This window comes from Streptomyces sp. NPDC031121, assembly GCF_055570615.1.
Window position 1 is genome coordinate 51,024 of sequence record NZ_JBVIGV010000013.1, and the last position, 19,070, is coordinate 70,093.

Here is a 19,070-nt window from a genome sequence, read left to right on the forward strand (position 1 = left end):
CCGTCCGGGGGCGCGGGATGGTGCTCACACCGTGGTCCGGGGCCCCGCGGCGCGCCGCAGCCGGTTGGCGATCGCAAGGCCGAGGTCCTGCTCCGCGGGCAGGGAGGCGACGATCAGGTCGCAGCCCTGCTCGTCCAGCTCGCGCAGGAACCCGTACAGTCCGCGCGCGTACGCGTCCAGGGAGGCGGGCACGGCGACCACGGCGTGCGCCTTGACGGGCGTGCCGGCGAGGGCGGCGGGGAGGAAGACGCCGACCCGGTGCCCGGCGTCCTGCGCCAGCGCGGCTTCGGAGGCGACCTCTGCGGGATCGACGAGGACGACGCGGGCTCGGGGGGCGTAGTGCGAGGGGTGCTGGCCCGGTACGCGGACGGTGCTCGCGGCGGGGACGGCGAGCGGTCGGCCCAGCGCCGCTTCGAGGTCCTCGCGCGTCACGCCGCCCGGGCGGAGGATGCTCGGGACGTCGCCGGTGACGTCGACGATGGTCGACTCGACGCCGACCTCGCAGGAGCCGCCGTCCAGTACGAAGTCGACCGCGTCTCCGAGTTCCGTGCGGACGTGGTCCGCGGTGGTCGGGCTGACGGAGCCGAAGCGGTTCGCGGACGGGGCGGTGACGCCGCCGCCGAAGGCGGCGAGCAGCTCCAGGGCGACGGGGTGGTCGGGGACGCGCACGGCCACCGTCTCCAGGCCGCCGGTCGCTTCGAGGGGCACGCGGGGACCGCGCCGCAGGACCAGCGTGAGCGGCCCCGGCCAGAAGTGCCCGGCCAGCAGGCGGGCCGTCGGGGGCACGTCCTGCACCCAGCTGTCGAGCTGCTCGGCGCCGCCGATGTGCACGATCAGGGGGTGGGAGGGCGGACGTCCCTTGACCTGGAAGATGCGCGCCACGGCGGCGGGGTCCTCGGCGTTGGCGCCCAGGCCGTAGACGGTCTCCGTGGGGAGGGCGACGAGCCCTCCGGCGCGCAGCACCCCGGCCGCCTTCTCGATGTCACTGGTTGTCGTACCCATTCCCGGAATTCTAGTGCCGCGGCCGGGATGGTCTGCCGGGCCGCGGTGTCGGCTGCGGGGCATCGCAAGGCGGGTTTACCGGTCAGGGGCTGTGGAGTCTGACGTGGAGGGCGCAGACGTCGTCGCGGCGGGCCACGGGGTCCACGAGGGCGTCCAGGATGCCGTCGAGGACCCCGGTGTCGCCGGCGCTGTGCACGGCGGCGCGGGCGAGGCGGGCCAGGCTGGTGTCCAGGTCCTCCCGGGGCTTCTCGATCAGGCCGTCGGTGTAGAGCAGGAGCTGGTCGCCGGGCCGAAGGTGCATGCTCGCGGCTTCGTAGCGGGGGTCGGGCACAGCGCCCAGCAGGATGCCGTGGGGTGCGGCGAGGTACTGGGCACTGCCGCGGCGCATGAGCAGCGGCGGCGGGTGGCCGGCCTGCACCCAGGTGAGCTTCGAGGTGGCGGGCTCGTAGTGGGCCATGATCATGGTGGCGGTGCTGAAGCTGCGCTCGGCGGTGTGCAGCAGCAGCGTGTTGAGCCTGGTCAGGATCGCGGGCAGGGGCATCCCGGTGATGGCCATGCCCTTGGCGGTGAAGCGGAGCTGGGCCATGGTGGCCACGGCGTCCAACCCGTGGCCGGCGACGTCCCCGATGACGAGGAGGGCGCTGCCGTCGGGCAGTTTGATGGCGCTGTACCAGTCGCCGCCGACGTCGAGGCCCTCCTGGAGCGGGTGGTAGGCCACGTCCACGGTCAGGCCGGCCAGGCTCAGGGACTGGTGGGTCAGGGGCAGCAGGGCGTGCTGGAGGCGTTGCGCGACGTCGCGCTCGGCGTTCAGCTGGCTGCGGTGGGCGAGGGCGGCCTGCTGGCTCTGGAGGAGCTGCGCCTGGGCCCGTTTGGCGGCGGTGAGGTCCTGGAAGAAGCCGTGCACCTCGACCGGGCGGCCCTGTACGTCCGCCTCCGCTTCCGCGACGATCCGCACGTGCCGGACCTCCCCGCCGGTGGTGGCGCGGAAGGTGTGGTCGACGGGCCGGCCGCTGCCCAGAAGCCCCTCGACGACCGCGCTGAGTTCCGGGAGGTCTTCGGGGACGGCGTACGCGGGCAGCTCCTCCAGGGCCATCGGGCCCGCGGACCGGTCGCGGCCGAAGATCGTGCAGGCCTCGTCCGACCAGGTGGCGGTGTGGCGGACGAGGTCCCAGTCCGCCCATCCCATGCCGCCGAGGCGCTGCATCACCGCCAGGCGCCGCTGCTCCCGTTCGCCGCTGTCGAGCCGCACCCAGGAGACGATCAGTCCGCCCTGGGAGGCCGAGGCGCGCACGGCGAACCGGGAGAGCCGGGGGATGCCCGCCAGGACCTCCTCGTACTCGAACGGCTCCCCTTCGTAGCGGACGCCGGTCCGCAGGGCCCGCACGTAGCCCTCCCACAGCGCGGATCCGACCACGGTCGGGTAGGTGGCCGCCACGCTCAGCCCGATCAGCTCCTTGCCCCGGCGGGCGCCGATGTCGATCGCCTCGGGCGAGGCCGCGGCGATGCGGAAGTCGGTCACCGTGCCGTCGGCGCCGAACACCGGCAGGAGGAAGGTCACCGAGCCGGGAAGGCCGTCCAGCACCGACTGCACCGCGGGCACCGGCAGGGCTCCGGCCGGCTCGCCGACGGGTTCCGGGGGCCTGCGGGCCGCGAAGCGGTGCGGGGAGTAGACCGACCCGCCGTCCGCAGCAGCGGTGGCGGCGCCGTCGGACCCGGGCCGCGACGGCTGCACGTGGTCAGTCATGGAACGAGCATGTCACATCGCGGGTCCCCCTACGATGCAGCCCGGCGCCGCAGGCGGCAGGGCGGACGCCTTGCCGGAGGCGGGTGGTGCCCGGGCGCGCCGACGGGTGGGAATGGTGCGCGGACCCTGCGCTGGCGGGGGAAAGTCCCGCCCCGGAAAAGGAGTTCCGGTGCGGCGGCGCACGTCCGGGCCGCTGATCGCGCGACGGCACGTGGCCGATCGGGGCGCGGTCCTCTCCTTCCACGGGTTCCGTGTGAGCAGCCCACCCGGCCCGGCGTCCGACCTCTCGCTGTCCTTGGGCGAGAGCACCGTGTGGGAGCGGCTGGGGGGCCGCAGCCGCGCGGTTGTCTTGGGGCCATGGGCGTGCAGTCGGCGGTGGCAGCGCCGACCACGGAAGCGGAGCAGCAGCTTCAGGACGGGGCGTGGGGGACCTCACGCCGACCGACCGGGCTCTGGCGCGCGGGACGGCCTCCGGCCTGGATGAAGCCGTCGGCCGGCGGTGCGGCCGCCGCCGACCACCCGTTCCCGGACATCTAACGGCTGGCGCACCCGCGCGAGGCGCTGGCCGCTCCGGCGATCGCCCTGGCCCGCAAGCACGGCCGCCTCGCCTGGTTCCTCGCCTCGTGCATCGAGGCGCTCACACCGGTCCTGCACCGGCGGACGCTGCCGCCGGGCGACGGTCCCGACTCCGACACCGTACAGCCCGCGCAGGAGCAGCTCGCGGACGCCGAGGACGCGGTGCGGCACCTCGCAGCTGTGCTGGCCCGCATCGCCGCCTGGGGGAGGCGTGGTGCTGTGACCGGGAAGGTCCGCCGGTCACAGCACCAGCCGGGGCCGGGCCGGCGGGATCACCTCCGGCACCCTCGCCTGTGGCTGTGGCTGTGGCTGTGGCTGTGGCGCAGGATGAGGAGGAGCGCCACTGCCACCGCACCGGCGGCGATCAGCGGCGTCCGGTTGGCCCGTGCCATGGTCGCGGCCGTGCCGGCCTTCTCGCGGAGCGGGTCGGGGGTCTTCTCGGCGGCAAGGTGACCGGCCCGGGCGGCTCCGTCGCGCAGGTGTGCGGCGGCGTGGGCCGCCTTGTCGCGGACGGGCTCGGGGGTCTTGTCCCTGACCAGCTCGGCGGCGTGCGCCGCTTTCTCCCGCAGCTGGTCGGACGCGAGTGCGGCCTTCGCAGCCGCCTGCTCCTTGATCTCGGCCGCCTTCTCCTTGGCCTGCGCCTTCACGTCGGCCTTCGCCGCCAGCGCCTCCACGGTCACGCCGAGTTCCTCCCGGGTGTGCTCGGCCTGCTCGCGCAGCTGCTCGGGGTCGGGTGCGGATTCGCCGCTCTGGGGCTGCTCGCTCATCGGTGTGCCTTCTCCCTGATCTCGGCCACGTCGGCCTTGATGCTGTCGATGGTCCGCTCAGGAGCGGGGGCGCCGGCCTTGGCGACCTGCCGCCTGCCGGCCAGGGCCAGCCCGGCCGCGACCGCCGCGAGCAGGGCGGCGACGATGAGGGCCGCCGCCCATACCGGCAGGACGAGGGCCAGCGCCGCTATGGCGGCGGCCACCAGGGCCTGGGCGGCGAGGACGCCGACGAGGCCGGCGCCGCCGAGCAGGCCGCCGCCCACTCCGTAGCGTTTTCCCTTGCTGGTCATCTCGGCGCGCGCCAGCTGCATCTCCTCCCGGACGAGCTCCGAGAGCTGCTGGGATGCCCGTGTGACGAGCGCGGCCACCGACTCGTCCTGGCCTGGACTGCGTCCAACGGAACTCATTGCGTCGCCCGCCTTCCTCCGCCTGTCGGTGATGTTCTCCGCGTGCGCCTACCCCACGACCGGCCGGACATCCGCCCCTTCCCTCACCCTCCCGGGTGAACGGCCTCCCGGGGTCCGGTCGGCGGCTTCACCCCGCAGGGGGACCAAGCCGTCCGGGGCCGCCGCGGCGGCGCGGGCGTGCGGCCCGGACGGGGCGTGCGGCCCGGACGGGGCGTGCGGCCCGGACGGGGCGTGCGGCCCGGACATCGATGGCGCGGGGCACCGGGATGCTCCGGGGCCGTCGGTGATGATCGGTGCATGCGGATTCTGATCGTCACGGCCGGGTCGCGGGGGGACGTCGCCCCGTTCACGGGGCTGGGGAGGCGCCTGCTCGACGCCGGCCACGAAGTCGCCGTCGCCGCGCACCCGTCGTTGGCGGCGCTCGTCACAGGGTGCGGTCTGGAGTGCCGGCCCCTGCCGGGGGACCCGGAGGGGCTGGTGCGGGACTGGTCGCGGGCGGCGTCCCGGGAGGAGGCGCGGGCGCTGACGAGGGCGTACGCGGAGGGGCTCGCCGACGGGGTGGCGGATGCGGTGGAGGGCGGCGCGGACCTCCTGCTCACCGCTTTCGGCCCGGCTCCGCTGAGCCTGGCGGCCGGGGAGGCGCTCGGCGTCCCCGTCATCGGCACCTACCTCACCCCGGCGTTCGCCACCCGGCGGTTCCCGCTGCCGCCGGTGGGGCCCGGGGAGGGCCTGGGGCCCGACGGGAACCTCGCCGCGGGCCGGGACGTGGTGGCGCGCGCGGCAGGCGTCTTCGCCGGAGCCGCGGCCCGGCTGCGCGGGCGGCTCGGGCTGCCGGCCGGGGCGCCCGCGCAGCCGGACGGCCTCCGGCCGGTGTTCCACGGCTTCAGCCCGCTCGTGGTGCCCCGCCCCGACGACTGGCCCTGCGGGGCCGGGGTCTCGGGGTGCCGGTGGCCGGCGCGGCCGGGCGGCCGGCGGCCCCGGCCGACCTGGCCGGTTTCCTCCGGGACGGACCGCCGCCCGTGTTCGTCGGGTTCGGCAGCATGGCGGCCGGGCAGGGGGAACGGCTCAGCGCCCTGGTGGCCGCGGCGGTGCGGCGGGCGGGGGTGCGGGCGGTGGTCCAGGCCGGGTGGGCCGGTCTGGACGGCCGCGGGGACGGGGTCATGGCCGTCGGCGACGTCCCGCACGACTGGCTGCTCCCCCGCACCGCGGCGGTCGTCCACCACGCCGGGGCCGGCACCGCCGCCGCCGGGCTGCGGGCCGGGGTGCCGGCGGTGCCGGTGCCCGTCATGGCCGACCAGCCGTTCTGGGCGGCGCGGCTGCACCGGCTGGGGGTCGCCACCCGGCCCCTGCCGTTCCGGGACCTCACGGCCGAGGCGCTCGGCGCCGCGATCGGCGCCTGCCTGTCCGAGCCCGCCCACCGCCGCCGGGCCGCCGCCCTCGCCCGCCGCATGGCGGCGGAGGACGGCGCCGGCACGGTACTCGCCTTCATCGGCTCTCGGTACGCCCGCTGACACCGCGTACGGGGGCGGCGTAGGAACGTGGCCTCAGAGGGAGGAGAGTTCGCCGAGGAGGTCGTCCAGGCCGAGCGAGCCCTGCGACAGGGCGGCCATGTGCCAGGCCTTGAGGTCGAAGTCCGCGCCGTGCCGGGCCCGGGCGGCCTCCCGGCCGGCCAGCCAGACCCGCTCGCCCAGCTTGTAGCCGATGGCCTGGCCCGGCATGCCCAGGTAGCGGGTGATCTCGCTCTCGACGTAGTCCGCGGGGCGGCTGGTGTGCCGGCCGAGGAACTCCTGGGCCAGGGCGGGCGTCCAGCGTTCGCCGGGGTGGAAGGGCGAGTCCTTCGGGATCTCCAGTTCCAGGTGCATCCCGATGTCGATGACGACGCGGACGGCCCGCATCATCTGCGCGTCCAGGTAGCCCAGCCGGCGCTGCGGGTCCGTCAGGAAGCCCAGTTCGTCCATCAGGCGCTCCGCGTACAGCGCCCAGCCCTCGGCGTTGGCGCCGACCAGGCCGAGGGTGGTCTGGTAGCGGGAGAGGTCGTCGGCGACGTGCGCCCACTGGGCGAGCTGGAGGTGGTGGCCGGGTACGCCCTCGTGGTACCAGGTGGTGACCAGGTCGTAGACGGGGAAGCGGGTCTGGCCCATGGTCGGCAGCCAGGTGCGCCCGGGCCGGGAGAAGTCCAGGGAGGGCTCGGTGTAGTAGGGGGCGGCGGCGCTCCCCCGCGGGGCGATGTGCGACTCGACCTTGCGGACGCGCGGGGCCAGTTCGAAGTGGGTGCCGTCGAGGAGGTCGATGGTGTCGTCCATCAGCGTCTGGAGCCACTGCCGGGTCTCCTCGACGCCTTCGACGGCGTCGCCGTGCCGGTCGCACCAGGCCAGCGCCTCCCAGGGGTCGGTCGCGCCGGGCAGGACGCGTCCGGCCTCGGTGCGCATCTCGGCGTGCAGCCGGTGGAACTCGGCCCAGCCGTAGGCGTAGGCCTCGTCCAGGTCGAGGTCGGTGCCGTTGTGGTGGCGGGCGAGGCGGACGTAGCGCTCCCTGCCGGCCGTGTCCGGCGCGTCCGCGACGGCCGGCGCGTAGGTGTCGCGGAGCCAGTCGCGCAGCTCCGCGAGGGCCCCGGTGGCGGCCGCGGCGGCGCCGGCGAGTTCGTTCCGCAGCGGTTCGGGGCAGGGATCGGTGAACTCCTGGAACCAGCTGCGGTCCGTGCCGGTCCACTCGGTCAGCTGGCCGATGACGGCGGCGGTCTGCCGCGGCCCCGCGGTCAGCCCGCGGGCCAGGCCGGTGTGCAGGGAGGCGCGGTAGCCGGCGAGGGCGTCCGGGACGGCGTGGAGCCGCCGCCCGATGGCCGCCCAGTCCTCGGCGGTGTCCTGGGGGGTGAGGGTGAACACGTCGCGGACCTCGTGCAGCGGCGAGCCGAGGTTGCCGACCGTGCGGAGGTGCTCGCCCGCCTCGTGCACGGCGAGTTCGGCGGTGAGCCGTTCGCGGAGCAGGCGGGCGCAGCGGCGTTCGGCGGCGGTGTCGGCGCCGGGTGCCTGCTCGGCTTCGGCGAGCTGCCGCAGGGTGGTGCGGGCCAGGTCGGCGACGGCGTCCCGGCCGTCGGGCGAGAGGTCGGGGAGCCGGTCGGATCCGGCGGCGACGCCGAGGAAGGTGGCGGCGATCGGGTCGAGGGCGACGAAGGCGTCGACGTGGGCGTCGGCGACGTCGCGGGGCAGCGTGCCGCCGCGGGGGGCGGTGGAGTGGGGCATGCGGGCCGTCCTTGTACGGGTGCGTGCGTCGGCGGGGGCGGGGGCCGTCGGGCGGGCGGGGCGGTGTGCGGAGCGGCGGGGGGGGGAGCCGGCGGGCGGCCTGGGTTCAGATCCACTCCCGTTCGCGGGCCATGCGCAGCGCGTCGATGCGGTTGCGGGCGCCCATGGCCGACACGACGGCGGAGACGTAGTTGCGGGCGGTGCCTTCGGACAGGGATAGCCGGGCGGCGATCTGCGGAACGGGGTCCCCGCGGTGGAGGAGTTCGAGGACGGCCAGCTGCCGGCGGGTGAGCGGGCAGTCCCCGTCCGCGGCGGCGGCCCCCGCGAGCCCGGCGTCGAAGACCCGCTCGCCGCGGTGTACGCGGCGGACGGCCTCGGCGAGGTGTTCGGGCGGGTCGCTGCGCCGGACCATTCCGCCGATGCCCCTGGCGAGGGCCCTGCGGACGACGGGCCGGGGGCAGGCGGTGGCGAGCAGCAGGGTGCGGCTCCCGGGGAGGACGGCGATCTTCTCGGCGGCCTCGACGGTCTCCTCGTCCCGGCCGCCGAAGCTGATGAGGACGACGTCGGGCCGGTGGAGTTCGGCGAACTCCAGGGCGGCGTGCGCGCTGTCGGCGGTTCCGACGACGGTGAGGCCGGGGAAGCCGTCCAGGAGGGCGGTGAGCGCGGCGCGGGACAGGGCGAGGTCGTCGTGGACCAGCACGTCGGTGTTCATGCGGTCTCCCCCGGTCGGTCGGCGCGGTGCTGTGGAGGCGCCAGCGGCAGGGCCAGCAGGTCCACCCCGTGTGGCGGGCCCGTGAGCGCGCCCGCCGCGGTCCAGCCCCACCGCCGGTACATGTCGCGCGCCGGCGCCTTCCCGGACGCGGCGAGGACGGCGTACGGCTCGGTGCGGGCGGCCAGCAGCCGGTCGAGGAGTCCGCGCCCGTGTCCGCGGCCGCGGGCCTCCTTCACGACCGCGAGTTCGTACACGTAGAACAGCGGTGCGCGGCGCAGCCACCGGGGTGCCGGGCCGGTCGCCCGGGGGTGCCACCAGCCGGCCTCGCGGCGGACCCCGTACGCGAACCCGGCCAGGGCCGCGCCGTTGCGGACGGTGGCGACGGCGAAGCCGGGCAGCGCGGCGTGCTCGGCGAGCTGCCGGGCGAAGCCGTCCGCGTCCGCCGCGTGCTCGTGGTAGGGCGGCTCGCGGTAGACCCGGTGGTAGACCTCGCGGAACTCCCCGACGTGGAGGAGTGCGGAGCCGGGCTCAGACATGGGCGGTCTCCCGCTGGACGTGCGCGGGCAGCACCCGGTTCAGCCGCTGGAGCAGGACGATCGCGACGAGGCAGAAGACGCACAGCATGAGCCACGGCAGGGCGGCCCCGAAGGCCAGGAGCCCGGTGAACACGGTCGGTGCCAGCACCTTGGCGAGGCTCCACATGAGTTCCTCCATGCCCAGGTAGCGGCCGCGGAGGTGCCCCGCGGCCATGCCCACGATCAGGGCGCTGGTGGTGGGGGCCTGGAGCAGCTCGGCGACCGTGAAGATGATCATGCCGAGGACGAGCCCGCAGAAGGCGATGCTCGTGTGGCCGCCGGGCACGGCCGCGATCACCACGAAGGACGCCATCCACAGGAGGGCCGCCGTCTGGAGGACCGCGGGCCGCCGGTATTTCTCCACGGCCTTGGCCAGGGCGGTCTGGCCGAGCACCACCATGACGGTGTTGATCGCGAACAGCATGCCGGGCTGCCACTCCGGGAGCCCGCGCCCCTCGATGACGTACGCGCTCAGCAGCAGGGTCAGCGCGAGGTCGCACAGGGCGAACACCCAGGTGGTGGCGAGGACGGCGAGGAACGGCCGGTCGGCGAGGACCTCCCGGTAGCCGGCGCGCGGCTCTGGCTCGCGCGGGCCGTCGGCGGGCGCGGTGGCGGCGGGGCGCGGGAGGGCGCCGCGCCGCCAGGTCGCGACGAGGCCGGCCGCGAGGAGGAACGACAGGGCGTTCAGGACGACGACGGCGGTGTAGCCGGAGTCGCCGCCCCAGCCGACGAACGTGCTGCCGATGAGGCCGCCCGCGCCGATCCCGGCGTTGCGCAGAGAGCGGTCCATCGCGTACCAGCGGGCCCGGTGCCCGTCGTCGGCCACCTGCGCGACGAGGGCGAAGACGGAGGGCCGGAAGAGGCTGTCGCCCCACATGGTGGCCGTCACGAGGATGACGAGCTGCCAGGGGGTGTCCGTGAACACGTAGGCGGTGAAGGTGAGGACGCGGATCAGGTTGGCCGAGACGAGGACGCGCCGCGGCCCGATCCGGTCGATCAGCCTGCCTCCCAGCGGGCCCGCGGGCAGGGAGAGCAGGGCGCCGGTGGACAGCATCAGGCCGACCGTGGTCAGGGGGATGCCCTTGGCGGCGTGGAAGTAGACGACCGCGAAGGGCAGGAAGAGGCCGGTGCCCAGTGCGTCGACGATCTGCGCGACGATCAGGGGCCTGCGGCCCTTGGTGTTGGGCAGGCCGAATGTGTCGGTGACAGCCATCGTGTCCCTCACGCGTGGGGTAGGGGGAAGACGTTGTACTCGTTCTCGGCGAGCGGCTGCGGCCGCCAGCCCAGGCGGACGCCGGCGCGGCCGATCCTGCCGTCGCCCCACATGGGCATGCCGGCGGGGAAGTTCGACACGAGGCCGGGCACGATCGTGTGGGCGGCGGAGAACCCGGCCGCTTCGGCGTCACAGGTCGTCAGGTCGACGCTGATCACCTCGAAGCCGCGGGCCTCGACGCGTTCGCGGTAGGCGGCGAGGCGCCGCTCGCCGAGTGCGGGCAGCCCGTGCCAGGGGCGGACGGGGAGGTCCTGCAGCCACGGCGCGACGTGTTCGCCGGCCCGCGGGTCGAGGTGGAGCTGCTGCTGGCACAGCAGGTCGCGGACGTCCGCGAAGTCGGGGCGGTAGGAGTCGAGGTAGCGGCGGTCGGCGCGGTACGGCTTGAGGTTGCCGAGGTGCGGCAGCTCCGCCGCGCCGTCCCCGAGGGCCTTCTCGTCGTCGAGGAAGCGGCAGGTGTGGTGCAGGGTGAACCCCTCGGCGAGTGCCTTCTCCGCCGCTTCGTGCGGGTCGGTGCGGGTCGCGAAGCCGATGGCCAGCCAGCCGGTGGCGCGGTCGCGGACGACCGCGGCGAGGACGGGGACGCCGAACTCGTTGGCCAGGGGGATCAGGGTGGTGTCGTAGGCGTCGGCGCTGTCCGCGGTGAGGGCGCGGAGCCGGTCCGTCATCGGCAGTCGGGGCAGGCGGGCGGCGTTGGCCCACCACAGCATGGTCGTGTCCCGCTCGATGACCTCTTCGAGCCCGGAGGTGACGGCGTGCTCCTCGCTGGTGCCGCAGGCCACGCCGGCGACCAGCGGGTCGGAGTACGGGACCGGGTCGTGCTCGCCGTGGGCGACGAGGAAGGCGGGCACCCACACCGGTTCGCCGGTCGTCCAGGAGCGGCCCTCGACCCAGGAGCACTCGGCGTCGGTGGTCAGCGGGGCGAAGGGGAAGCCGTCGCTTCGGTACTGCCGCTGCGAGTAGAGGTGCAGGCGGCGCGGGTCGAGTACGGGGACCCCGGCGCGGCGCAGGCGGTCGTGGCTGCCGAAGCGGAGGCGGTCCTCGGGGAGCCGGCTGCCGCAGTAGCGTTCGACCGCCTCGCCGACGGCGCTGCGGCGGGCGGCGTCGAAGTCGGACCAGGAGGTGCCGAACGCCTGCCGGTCGTTGGGCCAGTCGGCGACGCGCCGCATGTCGGCGACGTCGACCGCGCAGACCCGCAGCTGCGCGGGCATGCCGGGGAGCGGGGCCAGCTCCTGGACTCCGGTCACCACGCCGACCTGGTCGTCGAGGAGCAGGTCGGCGTCGGGGTTGCCGCGGACCACGGGCCGCGGCCTGGTCGGTACGGGCAGGATGGTGCGTTCGAGGCGGGTGAGGCGGCGCGGATCGAGCTCGACCTCGTCGACGGCGGCCTCGCCGGTGATCCAGCGCTCCAGGCTCACGGCGAGCTGGGACGCGGTCCAGCGCACGTCGGCGTCGCGGAGCCGGCGGTTCTCCGGCGGCGGCGCCGCCCGCATGGCCTCGGGGACCCGCGGGTCGGCCGCCGCGCTGAGCCGGCGCTCCAGTACGTCGGTGAAGTCGGCCGAGGCACCCGGGGTGACGGCGGGGCCGAGGACGGCCCGGCCGCACTCGTGGCGCAGCGGCAGCCAGCGCAGGCCGAGCCGGGCGCACAGCTCGTCGAGACGGCCGAGTTCGGCGTACGCGGGGTGGGGGAAGGCGGCGACGAGCACGGTGTCGGCGAGGTCGGCGGCGCCGGCGGTGCCGATCGCGGAGAGGTCTTCGGGGGCCGGCCCGACGTGCCGGTATCCGGTGGGGGCGAGCGCGTGGGCGAGGGGGGCGGTGAGGTCGGGCGCGCCGGTGAGGAGCACGGTGGTGCGCGCGATGCGTGCGGACCGGTCGGCGTCGCGGTCGGCCCGGGCAGGGCGCAGGCAGCCGTCGGCCGTGAGGACGTCCACGACCTCGGCGTAGTCGGGGGGCATTCCGGCGAGCAGCTCGGCTCGGGTCCTGGTGCCGTCGCAGCGCGCCAGCCAGGCGCGGAACTCGTCAGGCGGGGCGGAAATCCGGAACTGTCCGCCGTTCGGTGTGGCAAGAAAGCACATATCCTGCTCGAGGTCGTACACCTCGGCGTCCACGAGTTCCCAAGCGGTGTCGTCCGCCGGCATTACTGCCCCCATGAAACGAGTTCCGATACAAAGGGCCACGGCCCCGGGGGCGAATACCCGGGACCGTGGGAGAAGGACCTTAGGCGGTCAGCTTCACTTGGCCACCGTGCGGTTGTGCACGACCGCGCGGTTGTGGACGACGGCCCGGTTGTGGACCACGGCGCGGTTGTGGACGACGGCGGTGACGGCGCTCGCCTTGACGGTGGAGATCATGGTTTTTCCTCCTGTTTTCCGTTCGGTCGTGCTTACGGGAAATACGTTACGGGCCTCCAAGGACCTTGCACAGATGCATTTTTCACATTCCGCCGCAATTAAAGCCGCACTCCATCCATACTCCAGATTCCGCTCCGCGAGCGGAGTTGTTCCGCGGGTGTTTCCGCTGGTCACCAGCGGTTTGGGGTTTCCGCGGGGAATGCAAATTTCCCGGGGCGGCTGCGGCAATTGCCTGCGCGTTCGGCGGCAGGGGCTGCTCCTGGGGGCGGACGCGGGCGGTCGGGCGCCGTCGTTTGGGCGGTCCGGGCGGGGGCACACGGCCGTCGATACGACGGGCAACACCGGGAGGGAACCGTGTCCGGACTACTCGCCAGGCTCAAGGTGTTCAGCCGCAGCCCCCAGGGACAGCGGGCGATCGCGTCGGTGCGGCGGGCCGCCGCGGACCCGCGCAAGCAGGAGCAGGCGCGCAGGCTCCTCGGCCGGCTCCGAGGTCGGCACTGACGGCGAAGGAGGGGCGGGGGTCCTCCCCCGCCCCTCAATGGCCGAGGACGGGGACCAGGGGCTGCCCGGGGGCGAGCAGGGCGCTGACGGCGCGGGCGTCCTCGGGGCGGAGCCAGTAGAGCGGCATGGTCTGGCCGGTGCCGCGCGTCCAGAAGCGGCGGCCGTCGCCGCCGCCCCGCTCCAGGTCGTCCATCAGGTAGCCGGCGACCATGGTGTCCGCCCAGTCGTCGCTCACCTCAGCGGTCCACCGCTGCCGGCGCCCGCCGACGGTGTACTCCACCCAGGCCTCCCGCGCGCCGGGATCGACATGGTCGCGGAGATCCGTGAAGGCCTCGGGACGGCCGGCGGTCCGGCACAGCTCGCGGGCGATGCGGACGTACGCGCCGGGGCCGTGCACGCACTCGGTGTCGAAGCTCCACGCCCGGTCGCAGAACGGGCGGCCCCAGGGCTCGCGCTCGACCTCGGCGCCGAGCACCGAGAGCAGCAGCTCGTACGGGCGGCGTTCGAACAGTTCGCGCGGGAGGGAGTGGAGCAGGTCGTCGACGGTGAGGCCGGCTGCGAGCGGCAGGCCGAGCCCGGCCAGGCGGGATATCTGTGATTCGAGTTCCACGGCGGGTGAGCGTAGCGGCCGCCACCGACAGCGCCCCCGCACTCGGCGGGCCCCACGGTTCCACTCATGCGTTCGATTCGAGGAGGGTTGCGCGGGCCCGCCCGGGGCGCTTTGTCCTCTTTGCGTGGATACTCTGTTAGATGTGATCGAGACCGGACGGCCGCAGCCCCGTCGGCGCCCCGGCCCGGGAAGGCTTGTGCGGCTGTCGCCGGTCATCCTGACCGTCGTCATCGCCAGCCTGGCCTACGCCACGCCTCCGGAGATGGCCTTCAGCCGCCTCCTGCCGGCGGCCCCGGCCCTCGCCGCCGCCATGTGGCCCGTCCTGCCCACCGTCCTGCTCGGGACGGTCTGCCTCCTCCTGATGATCGGCCTCGGCTTCGTCTTCCCCGACCTGGGCACCTGGTGGACGGCCGCGGGGATCATCGCGGTCACCGTGGCCGCCGCGTACGGGAGCCACGCCCGGCTCCAGCGGGAGCGCACCCTCTTCCAGGTGCGCCTCGTGGCCGACGCGGCGCAGCAGGTGGTGCTGAGCCCCCTGCCGCGCCGCTTCGGGAACGTGGAGATCGAGTCGCTGTACCTGGCGGCCGCCGCGGAGGCCAGCATCGGCGGCGACTTCTACGAGGTGGTGGACACCCCGTACGGGGTGCGGCTGCTGATCGGGGACGTCCGCGGCAAGGGCCTGCCGGCGGTGGGGGCGGCCGCGGCCATCGTCAACGCCTTCCGGGAGGCCGCGTACGGCGAGCGCGACCTGGCCGATGTCGCCCGCAGGCTGGACGCCAGCAGCGCCCGCTACAACGCCGCCTTCCCCCCGGACGGGCCGATGGAGCGCTTCGCCACCGCACTCCTCGCCGAGATCCCGCACGAGGGGCGGCTCATCCGCATCCTGAACTGCGGGCACCCGCCGCCGCTGATCCTGAACCGGAGGGAGCTGCGCGTCCTGGAGCCCGCCTCGCCGTCGCCGCTGCTCAGCCTGGCGGAGCTGATCGGCGAGCACTACACCGTGGACACCTACGACTTCGCCCCCGGCGACCTGCTGCTCCTCTACACCGACGGGATCGCCGAGGCCCGCTCCCGCGACGGCGAGTTCTTCCCGCTGGCGGCCTGGATGCGCCGGCAGCCCCAGACTCCGCCCCGCGAGCTGCTCACGGCCCTGCACGGCGACCTGCTGCGCTACAGCCGGGGCCGCCTCGACGACGACGTCGCCGCGCTCGCCGTGCGGCTGGGCGAGGGCTGACGCGCCGGGTAGGGCGTCAGCCCGTCGGCGCCGCCCCGGGCGGCGGCGCGCGGAACGGTCCGGTGACCTTGTGCCGCCGCCCCTCGGCGGTGGCGGCCGTCGCCGTGTACGTGTCGGCGGCCGAGGCCCTCGGGCCCTGGGCGTGGTTGTACTGGCCGGTGCCCTTCGCGTAGTCGGCGCAGCCGAGGCGGCGGCCCCGGTCGTCGGTATGGGCGTCGATCCGGCCCTTGATCCGGATGATCCGCGGGGCGCCGGAGGGGCCGGCGCGGAGCGCCTTGGCCAGTTCGGCCCGTGTGGTGACGGTCGTGTCGTGCGCGGCGTCGGCGGCCTGCCCGCCGGTGGTGCCCGAGCCGCTCGACGCCCAGCCGTCGCGGGCTGCGAGGGCGGTGCGCGCGAGGTCGGGGGTGCCTGCGTCCGCGCGGGCGGCGAACGGGAGCACGCCGAGGCCGGCGGCGGTGGGGAGGCCCGCGGCCGCGAGGGCGAGGCGGCGGAGGCGGGGGCGGGGGAAGCGACGGTCGGAGGAGAGGGGCATGGGGTGGGGTTCCTTCGGGGACCAGGGGTGCGGGACTGCTGCCTGTCGCCCCTCAGTTGCCGCCGCGCGCGGCGGGGTTGCCGCAGGCGGCGTGAATGCCGTGAGAGCTGCGCCACATCGCCCGGTCCCCAACTCCGGTTTTTGCCGGGGATTTTGACGGAGCAGCGGTACGGACCCGGGTCGCGCCCGGGCCGGCCGTCACGTGATCATGGGTGCGGGTCCGTTTGCTTGCCGGGCAAGCGAACGAGGGGGGACCCGACCCGGCTGTGCCCCCGCGCCGTCCAGGCCGGCCCGCCACCGCAACCGAAGGAGGCCGTTCCACCATGACGACGACACGCAGACTGCTCCGGGCGGCCGCCAGTCCCGCACTGGCCGCCGCCCTCCTCGCCTCCACCGCCCCGTCCTCCTCGGCGGCCGACCCGCAGCCGCTGTACGGCGAGTTGGCGGCCAACGGCACGTTCGCCGCCGGCACCGCCGGCTGGTGGTCCGCCGGCGCGTCCATCGCCTCCGCGGGCGGCGCCCTCGTCGCGACCGTCAACGGGGGCACGCAGAACCCGTGGGACGCCATCGTCGGCCAGAACGGCATACGCCTGCGGCGGGGAGCCACGTACACGCTGTCCTTCGACGCCAAGGCCTCCGCGCCGGCGAAGCTGCGGGCGACGGCGCAACTCGGCGACGCGCCCTACACGGCGGCACTCGACCGGACCGTCGACCTGACGACGGCCTCCAAGCGCTTCACCTGGACGTTCACCTCCGGCATCGACACCACGACCGGGGCCCTCAACCTCCAGATCGGCGGGCAGCCGGCCCGGACGGACATCACCCTCGACAACGTCTCGCTGACCACGTCCACGGCTCGCGAGGGCTTCTACACCGACCCGGCCAACAACGCCGCGGTCTGGGTCGCGGGCAACCCGGGCGACCCGCGCGCCGCGAAGATCAAGACAGCGCTCGCGGACCACAACACGTCGAAGTGGTTCGGCGACTGGGACGCCGACCGCAACCCCGCGACCGGCATCCAGACGGAGGTGTCCGACTACGTCGGCGCCGCGGCGGCGAAGGGCCGGGTGCCGGTGCTGGTCGCCTACAACATCCCCGGCCGGGACTGCGGCGGCGCCTCCTCCGGCGGCGCGGGCTCCCCGACCGCGTACAAGGCCTGGATCGACAAGTTCGCGCAGGGCATCGCGGGCCGCCCGGCGATCGTCGTGCTGGAGCCGGACGCGGTGGCCCAGTCCTCCGACGACGCGTGCATGAAGGGCGCCGCCGAGCAGCGCTTCGACATGCTCCGGTACGCAACCCAGCGCCTGCGCGAGCAGGGCGGGTTCGTGCAGACGTACCTGGACGCCGGCAACGCCACCTGGACGCTCGGGCCGGACCTGAGCGGCACGCAGGGCATAGGCCTGGAGAGGATGGCTTACCTGCTCGACCGCTCCGGCGTGGCGGCGGCGCGCGGCGTGTCGGTCAACGTGGCGAACTTCGACGCGACGGCCGTCGCCGACGACTACGGCAAGCGCCTGGCGGCCCGGTTGAAGGCCGACTTCGGGGTGACGAGCCGCTGGGTCGTCGACACCGCCCGCAACGGCAACGGCGGGTACGTCGTGCCCGGCAACCCGGCCAGCGGCCACGTCGGGTTCTGCAACCCGCCCGCGCGCAAGCTCGGCGTGACCTCGCGGGCCGGCAGCGCGGGCGGCGCCGAGTACCAGCTGTGGATCAAGAACCCGGGCGACTCGGACGGGAACTCCGCCGAGTGCCCGGCCGGATCCCCGCCGGCCGGCACGTTCTCGCCGGCGCTGGCGGAGGCCCTGATCGACGGCCGCTGACGGGCGGCCCCTGCGGCGGTGCGGCCGGGCCGGACAGACCCTGGGTCGTCTCTTTCGGAGCTTGCCGGTTGAGCCCGCGTCGTCCGGTGCCGTGCACCGCAAGGCGGAGGGCCGCCCGCGTACTGGGGTACGCGGGCGGCCCGACAACGCGGCGAGGCGCGGTGCCGGGCGGCGCGGGACCGGTGGGACGCGTGAGCTCCGGCCGGCGGTGGGCCGCGCGTGCCGCCGACGTGCAGCTTCCGGCCCATCGGCCGGTGGCTCGCCGCCCTCCCCCGCCCCGGCGCCGCCTCGCGGACGGCCCTTGCCCCGCGTTCGTAATACGTATAACTTGACCCGCGTCGAGAGGGTGCGGCGGCCTGCGGGACGGGCCCCGGCCCTCCTGGCCCGCCCGTCCCCCCGCGATCCGTCGCCGCACCGAGAAAACAGGCATGACCAGCACCGTCACCCCCCTGTCGACCGACACCATCGCCCGGCTGCCCAAGGCCGTGCTCCACGACCACCTCGACGGCGGCCTGCGCCCCGCGACCCTGGTCGAGCTCGCCGCGTCCGTCGGCCACCGGCTGCCGACCACCGACCCCGCCGAGCTCGCCGCCTGGTACGTCGAGGCCGCCGGCTCCGGCGACCTCGTCCGGTACATCGGCACCTTCGAGCACACCCTCGCCGTGATGCAGCACCGCGAGGGCCTGCTGCGCACCGCCGAGGAGTACGTCCTCGACCTCGCCGCGGACGGCGTCGTCTACGGCGAGGTGCGCTACGCGCCCGAGCTGATGGTGCGGGGCGGGCTCACCCTGAACGAGGTCGTCGAGGCGGTCCAGGAAGGCCTCGCCACCGGCATGGCCAAGGCCGCCGCGGACGGCACGCCCGTCCGGGTCGGCACCCTGCTGTGCGGCATGCGCATGTTCGACCGGACCCGCGAGATCGCCGACCTGGCCGTGGCCTACCGGGACGCCGGCGTCGTCGGCTTCGACATCGCCGGCGCCGAGGACGGCTTCCCGCCGGCCGACCACCTGGAGGCGTTCGCGCACCTGCGCTCCGAGAGCGTGCCCTTCACCATCCACGCCGGCGAGGCCCACGGCCTGCCGAGCATCCACCAGGCCCTGCAGACCTGCGGTGCACAGCGCATCGGGCACGGCGTCCGCATCACCGACGACATCGTCGACGGCCGGCCCGGACGGCTGGCGTCCTGGATACGCGACCGCCGGATCGCCCTGGAGATGTGCCCCACCTCCAACCTCCAGACCGGCGCCGCCACGTCGATCGCCACCCACCCGATCACCGAACTGCGGCGGCTCGGCTTCCGGGTGACCGTCAACACCGACAACCGGCTCGTGTCCGGTACGTCGATGACCCGTGAGATGTCGCTGCTCGTGGACGAGGCCGGCTGGACGCTCGACGACCTGCGCGCCGTCACCGTCGACGCGCTGGAGAGCGCCTTCATCCCCCTGGCGGAGCGCGAGGCGCTCATCGCCGACGTGGTGCTGCCCGCGTACGCGGCGCACGCCTGAACGGACGTGGGGGCCGCCCCTGCCCCGGGGCGGCCCCCACCGCGGCGTCGGCGTCGGCATCGGACACCGCCGCCGCGATGGCGCTCTGCGGCGGGCCGCTGCGCAGGCTCCGTCCCTGCGGAGTGCGGCCCGAACCTCTGAACTTGCTCAAACCGGGCTTCGCCGGGCTGCCGCGCAGGGCATCGTCGGGGCACGACCGGTACGGAGAGAAAACGGGGGGCCAGA

Annotated in this window: 16 protein-coding genes and 1 pseudogene; 6 read left to right on the plus strand and 11 right to left on the minus strand. The window is 75.0% G+C overall.

Going from position 1 to position 19,070, the window contains the following annotated elements; all coding sequences use genetic code 11:
* Positions 1-24: 24 nt before the first annotated feature.
* The 4 genes from ACZ462_RS24050 to ACZ462_RS24065 all read right to left on the minus strand — a co-directional run bounded on the left by ACZ462_RS24050 (position 25) and on the right by ACZ462_RS24065 (position 4,496).
* Entirely contained in the window at positions 25-1,002 is a 978-nt protein-coding gene (locus tag ACZ462_RS24050) for an L-threonylcarbamoyladenylate synthase (protein ID WP_467804038.1), read from the minus strand.
* A gap of 82 nt (positions 1,003-1,084) precedes the next feature.
* Positions 1,085-2,746, minus strand: a complete 1,662-nt coding sequence (locus tag ACZ462_RS24055) for a PP2C family protein-serine/threonine phosphatase (RefSeq protein ID WP_467804039.1) — start codon at positions 2,744-2,746, stop codon at positions 1,085-1,087.
* Between the two features lie 848 nt (positions 2,747-3,594).
* Positions 3,595-4,089, minus strand: a complete 495-nt coding sequence (locus ACZ462_RS24060; protein WP_467804040.1) for a DUF3618 domain-containing protein — start codon at positions 4,087-4,089, stop codon at positions 3,595-3,597.
* Positions 4,086-4,496 carry a phage holin family protein gene (locus ACZ462_RS24065; protein WP_467804041.1) on the minus strand — a complete coding sequence of 137 codons (411 nt, stop codon included), beginning with the start codon at positions 4,494-4,496 and terminating at the stop codon, positions 4,086-4,088. The genes ACZ462_RS24060 and ACZ462_RS24065 overlap by 4 nt, the downstream gene beginning before the upstream one ends.
* Positions 4,497-4,793: 297 nt before the next feature.
* On the opposite strand from ACZ462_RS24065, the pseudogene ACZ462_RS24070 reads away from it, so the two are divergent.
* Together ACZ462_RS24070 and ACZ462_RS24075 are read left to right on the plus strand one after the other, a co-directional pair.
* Positions 4,794-4,934: pseudogene (locus ACZ462_RS24070) on the plus strand (glycosyltransferase); the annotation flags it as partial.
* Positions 4,935-5,515: 581 nt separating this feature from the next.
* Positions 5,516-6,007, plus strand: a complete 492-nt coding sequence (locus ACZ462_RS24075; protein ID WP_467804042.1) for a glycosyltransferase — start codon at positions 5,516-5,518, stop codon at positions 6,005-6,007.
* Between the two features lie 33 nt (positions 6,008-6,040).
* On the opposite strand, the gene ACZ462_RS24080 is transcribed toward ACZ462_RS24075, so the two are convergent.
* The 5 genes from ACZ462_RS24080 to ACZ462_RS24100 form a co-directional block, all read right to left on the minus strand.
* Complete coding sequence (locus ACZ462_RS24080; protein WP_467804043.1) at positions 6,041-7,735, minus strand: DUF885 domain-containing protein; 1,695 nt, start codon at positions 7,733-7,735, stop codon at positions 6,041-6,043.
* Between the two features lie 106 nt (positions 7,736-7,841).
* Positions 7,842-8,447: a LuxR C-terminal-related transcriptional regulator gene (locus ACZ462_RS24085; protein ID WP_467804044.1), complete on the minus strand. Its 606-nt coding sequence runs from the start codon at positions 8,445-8,447 to the stop codon at positions 7,842-7,844.
* Positions 8,444-8,983: a GNAT family N-acetyltransferase gene (locus tag ACZ462_RS24090; RefSeq protein WP_467804045.1), complete on the minus strand. Its 540-nt coding sequence runs from the start codon at positions 8,981-8,983 to the stop codon at positions 8,444-8,446. Before ACZ462_RS24090 ends, ACZ462_RS24085 begins: the two co-directional genes overlap by 4 nt.
* Positions 8,976-10,235 (minus strand): MDR family MFS transporter, encoded by a 1,260-nt coding sequence (locus ACZ462_RS24095; protein WP_467804046.1) that lies wholly within the window; start codon positions 10,233-10,235, stop codon positions 8,976-8,978. The genes ACZ462_RS24090 and ACZ462_RS24095 overlap by 8 nt, the downstream gene beginning before the upstream one ends.
* Before the next feature lie 8 nt (positions 10,236-10,243).
* Positions 10,244-12,430, minus strand: coding sequence for a YcaO-like family protein (locus ACZ462_RS24100; protein ID WP_467804047.1), 2,187 nt, complete (start codon positions 12,428-12,430; stop codon positions 10,244-10,246).
* A 567-nt stretch (positions 12,431-12,997) separates the two neighbouring features.
* On the opposite strand from ACZ462_RS24100, the gene ACZ462_RS24105 reads away from it, so the two are divergent.
* On the plus strand, positions 12,998-13,144 hold the full coding sequence (locus ACZ462_RS24105) for a hypothetical protein (protein ID WP_467804048.1): 147 nt from the start codon (positions 12,998-13,000) through the stop codon (positions 13,142-13,144).
* Positions 13,145-13,178: 34 nt separating this feature from the next.
* On the opposite strand, the gene ACZ462_RS24110 is transcribed toward ACZ462_RS24105, so the two are convergent.
* A complete protein-coding gene (locus tag ACZ462_RS24110; RefSeq protein WP_467804049.1) occupies positions 13,179-13,754 on the minus strand; it encodes a hypothetical protein in 576 nt (191 codons plus the stop codon).
* Positions 13,755-13,950: 196 nt separating this feature from the next.
* On the opposite strand from ACZ462_RS24110, the gene ACZ462_RS24115 reads away from it, so the two are divergent.
* Entirely contained in the window at positions 13,951-14,988 is a 1,038-nt protein-coding gene (locus tag ACZ462_RS24115) for a PP2C family protein-serine/threonine phosphatase (RefSeq protein WP_467804050.1), read from the plus strand.
* A gap of 16 nt (positions 14,989-15,004) precedes the next feature.
* Here ACZ462_RS24115 and ACZ462_RS24120 read toward each other — a convergent pair whose 3' ends face one another.
* The gene (locus tag ACZ462_RS24120; protein ID WP_467804051.1) at positions 15,005-15,520 is read right to left on the minus strand and encodes a hypothetical protein; all 516 of its coding nucleotides are present in this window, start codon (positions 15,518-15,520) and stop codon (positions 15,005-15,007) included.
* Positions 15,521-15,843: 323 nt separating this feature from the next.
* Here ACZ462_RS24120 and ACZ462_RS24125 point away from each other — a divergent pair, with 323 nt between their 5' ends.
* Complete coding sequence (locus ACZ462_RS24125) at positions 15,844-17,340, plus strand: glycoside hydrolase family 6 protein (protein WP_467804052.1); 1,497 nt, start codon at positions 15,844-15,846, stop codon at positions 17,338-17,340.
* A 428-nt stretch (positions 17,341-17,768) separates the two neighbouring features.
* Positions 17,769-18,845, plus strand: coding sequence for an adenosine deaminase (locus ACZ462_RS24130; protein WP_467804053.1), 1,077 nt, complete (start codon positions 17,769-17,771; stop codon positions 18,843-18,845).
* The last annotated feature ends 225 nt before the right edge of the window (positions 18,846-19,070 follow it).

What these genes read in the sequence shown, in the direction of transcription:
- ACZ462_RS24125 (WP_467804052.1), top strand. Translation starts at nt 15,844, where the DNA reads ATGACGACGACACGCAGACTGCTCCGGGCGGCCGCCAGTCCCGCACTG.
- ACZ462_RS24080 (WP_467804043.1), bottom strand. Translation starts at nt 7,735, where the DNA reads ATGCCCCACTCCACCGCCCCCCGCGGCGGCACGCTGCCCCGCGACGTC.
- ACZ462_RS24130 (WP_467804053.1), top strand. Translation starts at nt 17,769, where the DNA reads ATGACCAGCACCGTCACCCCCCTGTCGACCGACACCATCGCCCGGCTG.
- ACZ462_RS24055 (WP_467804039.1), bottom strand. Translation starts at nt 2,746, where the DNA reads ATGACTGACCACGTGCAGCCGTCGCGGCCCGGGTCCGACGGCGCCGCC.
- ACZ462_RS24095 (WP_467804046.1), bottom strand. Translation starts at nt 10,235, where the DNA reads ATGGCTGTCACCGACACATTCGGCCTGCCCAACACCAAGGGCCGCAGG.
- ACZ462_RS24090 (WP_467804045.1), bottom strand. Translation starts at nt 8,983, where the DNA reads ATGTCTGAGCCCGGCTCCGCACTCCTCCACGTCGGGGAGTTCCGCGAG.
- ACZ462_RS24065 (WP_467804041.1), bottom strand. Translation starts at nt 4,496, where the DNA reads ATGAGTTCCGTTGGACGCAGTCCAGGCCAGGACGAGTCGGTGGCCGCG.
- ACZ462_RS24100 (WP_467804047.1), bottom strand. Translation starts at nt 12,430, where the DNA reads ATGCCGGCGGACGACACCGCTTGGGAACTCGTGGACGCCGAGGTGTAC.
- ACZ462_RS24120 (WP_467804051.1), bottom strand. Translation starts at nt 15,520, where the DNA reads ATGCCCCTCTCCTCCGACCGTCGCTTCCCCCGCCCCCGCCTCCGCCGC.
- ACZ462_RS24085 (WP_467804044.1), bottom strand. Translation starts at nt 8,447, where the DNA reads ATGAACACCGACGTGCTGGTCCACGACGACCTCGCCCTGTCCCGCGCC.
- ACZ462_RS24050 (WP_467804038.1), bottom strand. Translation starts at nt 1,002, where the DNA reads ATGGGTACGACAACCAGTGACATCGAGAAGGCGGCCGGGGTGCTGCGC.
- ACZ462_RS24060 (WP_467804040.1), bottom strand. Translation starts at nt 4,089, where the DNA reads ATGAGCGAGCAGCCCCAGAGCGGCGAATCCGCACCCGACCCCGAGCAG.